A 1,431-nucleotide genomic window follows, 5' to 3' on the forward strand; every position below is an offset into this window, starting at 1 on the left:
GGCAATGCATGGATGCACGACAACCGCAACTTCGACCTCGAAGTTCATCTTCCCGCAGAAGAGATGCTGGGTGGTGTAGATGTCATCATGATCCCGAAGAAGCCCGTCGCGGAGGGGACAACTGAAAAGATGCAGGAAATCTACGGCCCATACCTTGCTCAGCACTTTGAATTGACCAAGACGACCGAATTCTGGTTTCTTTACGAGCGTCGACCAGCAAACAAGACAGACATTGATAAAGGTGGCCCCAAAAGCAGCTAGCTGGGCAGAGCAACGCCTCCAAATCACTGCGGACTAGGCCTACCCTTGTCCGCGCTCCACCCATGCATCCGTCAACCAGGTTTCAGTCAACGCGCGGTCCCTGTGCTGCAGGTAAGCGCGCAGACTGACTGGTTCAGGGCCGGTCTGTTCGAAGTCGAAGGTTAACCGCCAATGATCCGTTCCTACTATGGGATAGGCATCAATCGGCTCGAGGATACGACCATTCACGGCATCGATGATCGGAACAACACCACTGTCGCGATTCAACCCGTTCAATGACGGCCCTTCGAAATCGATCACCATCTTGCCAACGCCCTCTGGCAAGGGATCGCCGGGGACACCGCCCTGACCTTGCCGCGTCGCTACGACCCACGCGACGGCTTCCGGCAAGGGATCACGCGCTCGCCATTCAATCTCGTAGTCAAATTGGAAGGCAGCACCTTTGTCGGTTGCACTGTCCGGCACCCAGTAGGAGACGACGTTGTCAAAGGTTTCGTCCTCCGTTGGGATCAGCACAAGCTGGACTTGTCCGGGTCCCCAATCGCCAATCGGCTTGACCCAGGCCGACGGGCGTCGATTATAAAAAACGCCATCGTCCTGATAGTTCTCAAATGTTCGGTCGCGTTGGATCAATCCGAAACCGACAGGGTTTTCATCCATGAAACTTGAGGTCGTAACACTTGAAGGATTGCTCAGTGGTCGCCAAAGTCGTTCGCCGCTTCCGGCTGCCATGGCAAGGCCATCACTATCGTGAATTTCCGGACGCCAGTCGTCGCCCCCGGCGCGGTCGCGCTCTGAATACCAATACATGCTTGTCAGCGGGGCCACACCCAGCCGTTCAACACCTTCGCGCAGGAAAAGATGTGCCGAAATGCGCGTTAAATGCCCGCCATAAGCTGCATTGCGGACAACGCCGAAACGGTAAGCACCTGTAATCGAGGGGCCATCCAACTCGGCCCAAATCGACAGCTCTTCGTCGTCTGTCTCAGGGGGGCCAAGCCAAAATGCTGTGAAGCGGGGGAACTCCTCGGGCGTGTTCAACCCGGTGTTTATTGCAATACCACGCGTTGACAGCCCGTATTGTGCTTCGGGTCCATCTGTCCTGAAGTATGACGCGCCGAGAAAAGATATCCAGTCGGGTTCGAGACCCGGCCGCATGACTCTGAATCC

General features: G+C 56.1%; 2 protein-coding genes. One reads left to right on the forward strand and one right to left on the reverse strand.

Annotated features, from left to right (window positions below):
- Nucleotides 1-261 (forward strand): hypothetical protein (locus tag AC6RA8_RS21330; protein ID WP_500355696.1); only part of this gene is annotated, 261 nt, incomplete at its 5' end.
- Between the two features lie 39 nt (nucleotides 262-300).
- Here AC6RA8_RS21330 and AC6RA8_RS21335 read toward each other — a convergent pair.
- Nucleotides 301-1,431, reverse strand: a 1,131-nt coding sequence (locus tag AC6RA8_RS21335; RefSeq protein ID WP_500355698.1) for an OpgD/OpgG family glucan biosynthesis protein, incomplete at its 5' end; no start/stop codon positions are given.

The organism is Tateyamaria sp., from assembly GCF_059783535.1.